The organism is Streptomyces atriruber, assembly GCF_001418325.1.
GTDB classification, from domain to species: Bacteria; Actinomycetota; Actinomycetes; order Streptomycetales; family Streptomycetaceae; genus Streptomyces; species Streptomyces atriruber.
Genome location: NZ_LIPN01000249.1, coordinates 1 through 5615, shown reverse-complemented (window position 1 = coordinate 5615; position 5615 = coordinate 1). Strand labels below are relative to the sequence as shown.

4 protein-coding genes are annotated in these 5615 nt (G+C 74.6%); all 4 read right to left on the bottom strand.

Translation table 11 applies throughout. The features are described 5' to 3' along the window. A partial coding sequence (locus tag AOK03_RS24810; protein ID WP_079074940.1) for an FAD/NAD(P)-binding protein occupies positions 1 to 1821 on the bottom strand: 1821 nt, incomplete at its 3' end. Positions 1822 to 2134: 313 nt separating this feature from the next. Further along, complete coding sequence (locus tag AOK03_RS42745) at positions 2135 to 2281, bottom strand: hypothetical protein (protein ID WP_157869067.1); 147 nt, start codon at positions 2279 to 2281, stop codon at positions 2135 to 2137. Positions 2282 to 2375: 94 nt separating this feature from the next. Next, positions 2376 to 3383, bottom strand: coding sequence for a mevalonate kinase (gene mvk / locus AOK03_RS24805; RefSeq protein ID WP_244177727.1), 1008 nt, complete (start codon positions 3381 to 3383; stop codon positions 2376 to 2378). Between the two features lie 545 nt (positions 3384 to 3928). Then, positions 3929 to 5452 carry an MFS transporter gene (locus AOK03_RS24800; RefSeq protein WP_055567558.1) on the bottom strand — a complete coding sequence of 508 codons (1524 nt, stop codon included), beginning with the start codon at positions 5450 to 5452 and terminating at the stop codon, positions 3929 to 3931. Positions 5453 to 5615: the final 163 nt, after the last annotated feature.

Here is a 5615-nt window from a genome sequence, read left to right as displayed (position 1 = left end):
CGTCACCCAGTGCACCGACTCGGTGGGCACGCCGAAGGCGAAGCGGCGCGGGTGCGGGCGGCCGGCCGCGTCGATCAGGCGGAAGGGGCGCGGGGTGACGGCCAGCCCGTCGCTCTCGTACGGCTCCGCGGCCCGGGTGCGGATGCGGTAGGGCGCGCACTGGCCGGTGGCCAGCAGGTGCCGCAGCAGCCGGTCCTCGGTGCGGCGCAGCGTGATCGCGGGCAGGCGGGCCTCGACCACGGCGTCCACCTGCCGCGTGGAGCCGGGCACCTGCGGGGAGCTGACGGTGCACCGGCCGGGCCGCAGGTCCACCCGCAGGCCGGGGCCGATCACGTCCAGCACGCCGGCCTCGACCAGCGCGATCATCTCCTCCACCCGGCGGGCCGGCGGGCCGATGGACAGGTAGGCGTTGAGCGGGGTGTACCAGCCGTCCAGGTCGGCGCGGTGGGAGTCGCCGTCCAGGCCGCCGTGGTCGACCACCAGGCGGATCTCGTTGCGCAGGTCCCGCAGCACGTCCAGGGCCGCCTTGAGGGGGCCGTTCACGTTCCCGGCGCGGGCCTCGGCCACGTCCTGGCGCAGGTGGTCCAGGAGCCAGCCGGTGAAGTCGTGCGGGCCGGTGAACTCCCGGTCGCGCCAGGGGCGGGCCAGCAGCTCCCAGTCCCAGCGGTCCTTGTCGCCGATGCCGTACGCCTCCAGCACCGCCGCCAGGTGGTGCGGCCCGGCCGGGGCGGCCAGGTAGGCGGCCTGCAGCTGCCCGGCCGGGCGCACCTCGCCGCGCGAGCGCAGCAGGGTGGCGTAGTAGACGGCCTCCACCTCCCGGGAGATCAGCGGCCACAGGTCGCGGGTGAAGTCCAGGCCGCCGCGGGCGTGGGCGCGGCGCAGCTCGGCGATGCGCCCGGGGGTGAGCAGCAGCGGTTCGTGGCGGCCGTGCGGGCCCTTCTCGTTCTCGCCGCGCGCCTGGTAGGGGATGCCGCGCCGCGATCCCGCGTACAGCCGCGGCTCGCGGCCCGAGGCCCGGTAGCGCAGCCGGCCGCCGTGCCGGGTGAAGGTGCCGCCGCGGCCGACGGTGAGCTGGGCCATGTAGTCGAAGAAGTTCAGGCCCAGGCCGCGCAGCAGCACCCGGGTGCCGGGGGCCAGCGCGGCCAGGTCCGCGTCGGCGGGGTTGGCCGGCGGCAGGTGGCGCAGGCCCGCGGCGCGGGCCCGGTCGGCGAAGGCCCGCTCGCCGGCGTCCGGGGCGGCCGGCAGGTGGCCCTGGCACAGGATGACCGCGTCCAGCCCGGCCAGCACGGTGCCGTCCGCAAGGCGCACCTGCTGGCGCCGGCCGCCGGTGGCGGGGTCGTCGTCCAGGGCGACGGCCAGGGCCCGGTGGAAGGTGACGGTCAGGGCGGCGGGGGCCTCGCGCACGATGCGCCGGCAGGCCCAGCGCAGGTAGTGGCCGTAAAAGGCGCGGGTGGGGTAGGTGTCGGGGCCCAGCGCGCGGGCCTGGGCCAGGACGTCGGCCGGATACGTGCCGCCGATCTCGCCGGCGGCCAGCGCGGCGGCCCATTCGGACAGGCTGGGGCCCGGCTCCAGCGGCCCGTGCAGGTCGACGCTGGCGTCGGTGAACACCGAGATCTGTCCGGCCACGGTGTTCATGAGCAGGTGCGGGGACTGGTCGGTGCGCCACACCCGGCCGGCCCCGGGCGGGCAGGGGTCGATCACATGGACGTGGACGGGGCGGTCCTGCGGCTGCAGGCGGGCGTTGGCGCACAGGCGCTCGAGTACGGACAGGCCGCGCGGTCCGGCACCTACGACGCACACCGTGCGAGGGCTCGCTGTCATGTCTACCGTTTCTGCTGGGTCACCAGGCGGGGCGAGGACCGCGGGCACAGCGGGCCGGCCGCGAGGGGCGGCGGCGCTGTGCCGGGTCCGGGCGCACGTCCCGCCGGCCCGGGAGGGTCCTCGACCGGGCGGCGGCCCCTGCCTGCCCGGCCGCGGGGCGGCAGGGCAGGGGGGGCAGGGCGGCGCGTGCGCGAAGGGCGTGCATGCGGATGGCGAGGGGGGCGCGGCGGGCGTGGTGCTGTGCCGCGGCTGTTTTCCTCGCGTCCCTTCTGCGCCGGCCGTCAGCCGCTGTCGCGGGGCGGGCGGTAGCCGTTCACCATGTGCACCGGGGCGAACCCGCGGCCGGGCGGCCGCCTCCGGCATCCGTCGGCAGAAACGGAATCGGGGTGTTCTCGTGGCGGGCCGGGGGGCGGGCGCGCACCGCGGTGCCGGGGCCGTCCAGGATGCTGCTGCCGCTCATGTGCCTGCTCCTCTCGGCGAGTTGGGTGCGGGTCCTGCGACATGTGGTGCACGGTGGTGCACCGATGACGCCCTGCGGGCAGGGCGGGGCGGGGTCAGGTGCCGTGGCCGGTGCGGGCCGTCAGCGGCAGCACCCAGGTCTGCTGGGCGCCGGCCGCGTGCAGCGCGCGGGTGACGGCGCCGGCCTGGTCGGAGGGGGTCAGTGCGATCATGCAGCCGCCCAGCCCGCCCCCGGTGATCTTGGCGCCGAGGCTGCCCGCGGCCAGCGCCGCCTCGACCAGGGCGTCGATGCGCACGGTGCTCAACCGGGCCTCGCGCAGCAGGTGGTGATAGGCCGTCAGGTAGGGGCCGAGTTCTTCGAGGTCGTCCTGGGCCAGGGCGCGGCGGGCCCGGTCGGTGAGCCGGGTGGCGCGGCGCACGAAGTGCTCCCGGCTGCCGGGGTGGCGCCGGAAGCCGTCGCGCAGCCGGGCCACCGCGTCCTTGGTGCGGCCCACCTCGCCGCTGTCGGCGACGATGAACAGCCCCTCGCAGCCCACGGGCAGGTCCTGCGCGTGGCCCTGCTGGAACAGCAGCGGGCCGGGCGCGCCGACCGCGGTGGCATCGACGCCGCTGGCCCGGCCGTGGGCGACGTTCTCGGCGCTCTGCACCAGGTCGAACACCGTCTGTGCGGTGAGCTCGCGGCCGAAGAGGTCGGCCAGCGCGAGGACCACGGCGCGGGCGCACGCGGCGCTGGAGCCCAGGCCCCGGCCGGGCGGGATCGCGCAGTCCAGGATCACTTCCAGGTGCACGTCCTCGGCCACGTGCAGGGCGGTGCGGAACTCGGCGGCCAGCTGCCGCAGTCCGTCGGAGGCCTCGGTGGCCACCGGCCGGGACGGGGAGCCGGTCATCGTCAGGGACACCCCGCCGGCCGCGCCGGGGCCGGCCGCGGACCAGCCGGCGCTCGCGGTGACCGCCAGCTGGGGCACCGGCAGTGCCAGGGCGGGCGCCCCGTAGACCACGGCGTGCTCCCCCAGCAGGATGGTCTTGGCGTGGGCGCGGCCGACGCCGACCGTGCGGGCCCTAAGGGGTGCGGCCCCGCGGGCCGGGGCCGGTGGTGTGCTCAACGCGCTCAGCTCCCCTGGTGTGTTCCGCATGGAGATCGCATCGTCCAGACGTCTTGGCAGGAATGGGGCGGGAGTTCGGGGCGGCCTTTTCGCGGCGAACGGCCTTGCCGTGCGCCGGGAAACGCGAGAAAGACCGAGAAAATCACGAGGAAACCCGTCCGCGCGGTGGAATCGTCCGCGCGGTGGCAATCGCCGCTGCGGGAAGGATTCCGGGAGGCGCCCGGCCCCAATCCCCCGCCGCTGTCCTGCTTTTGGGCAGGGGGGATGCACTGGAATAGTGACACGTGGGACGACGCCGCGCCTAGAGCGCCTCGGGGTGGTGTGGGTCACGTAACCGTAAAGGCCTTGCCACAGTTCCCCGAATAGCCGCCCGCCGCCCCGATCCGGCGGGCGGGCGCGCCGGTTGACGGGCCGTGGGCCATGGGCCGTGGGCCGGACGCACGGCGCCGCCCCCGGGGCAGGACCCGGGGGCGGCGCGGGGCAGGACGGTGCGGTCAGCTGCCGCGGGGCGTCACGGTGTCAGGAGGAGACACCGTGACACCGTGTCAGGAGGGGACGCCGGCGGCGGACTTGCCCGCCGTCTCGTCGGTCTCCTCCGCCTCGGCCTCGGCCAGCACGTTGCGCGGCGTGGCGTCCACCTTCTGCATCAGCACGACGACGAGCACCGCGGCGGCGGCCACCAGGATGGCGCCGACCTGGAAGGCCCGCGAGGTGCCGTCGGACTGGGCGACCGTGGGGATGACGCCGTCCCCGATGTGGTCGGTGGCGTAGCGGATGGCCAGCGGCACCAGGGTGGCCAGGCCGAGCGCGCCGCCGATCTGCTGCATGGCGGTCTGCACGCCGGAGGCCAGGCCGGAGTCCTTGCCGGTGACCTGGTAGAGCGCGCCGTTGACCAGGGCCGGGTAGCACATGGCGCTGAACAGGCCGAACACGATCATGCCGGGCAGGACGCCGCCGAGGTAGGAGGAGTCGGCCTCCAGGGTGCTGGCGACGACCAGGCCCACGGCCGCGCCGCCGAAGCCGATGGCCAGCACCGCCTTGACGCCGATGCGGGGCATCAGGCCGGAGGCCGCGCCCATGCCGGCGCCCATCGCGAAGGCCAGCGGCACCACGGCCATGCCCGACTTGATCGCGGAGTACTCGAGGACGTCCTGCATGTAGATGATGAGCAGGAAGGCGTAGCAGTGGAAGCTGGCCAGCAGGGCCAGGGTCACGACGTTGGACGTCACGCGGGTGCGGTTGGTGAAGAAGCGGATGGGCACCATCGGGTCGGCGGTGCGGGTCTCCCAGAAGGCGGCCAGGAGCAGCACGCCGATGCCGCCGAGCAGCGGGATCAGCACGGTCGAGGAGCCCCAGGAGTGGTCGGCGGCCTTGATCAGGCCGTACACGACCGCGACGAGACCACCGGTGATGGAGATGGCGCCGACCACGTCGACGTGGCGGCCCTCGCGCTCCATGCGGGACTCGGGCATGACCTTGGGCACCAGGATCAGCGCGGCGACCGCGATGGGGATGTTGATGTAGAAGATCCAGCGCCAGTCGACGTACTCGGTCAGGGCGCCGGAGACGACCGACCCGATCACGCCGCCCAGGGCCGCGGTGCCGCCCCACACGCCCAGGGCCTTCATCCGCTCGCGGGCGTCGGGGAACAGGACGGGGATCATGCCCAGTGCGGCCGGGCCGCACAGTGCCTCGCCGAGCCCCTGCACGAAGCGGCTGGAGACCAGCATGCCGGAGGAGACCGCGGCGCCGCAGGTGGCGGAGGCGACGCCGAAGAAGACCACGCCGACCATGAAGATCTTGCGTCGGCCGTACATGTCGGCCAGTCGCCCGCCCAGGAGCAGGAATCCGCCGGCCATCAGCACATAGCCGTTGATGACCCAGGCGAGGTCGCCCTCGGTGGAGAAGGTCAGATCGCCCCTGATCTCGGGAAGCGCGACGAGCACAATCGTGACGTCCATGACGAGCATGAACTGAATGGCGGCCAGAATGCCTAGCGCTTTCCAGCGCCGCGGGTCGCCGACGGGGGCTTCCGCCCCGCCCGTGGACTCTTTGTCGAGAGTACTCATGGCCTGATTACTTCCTCCGAATAATGTGCGACCCAAGAAGGCCGTCCGCGCGGACATTCCGGCCGGCGCCGGTGAGTGGCCGCGCCCGCGGTGCGCGGGTTGGCGCCGTCTCCACCGGTACGACGATGCAGCCCTCCGGAATGTGAGGGGGGAGTTCGCGATT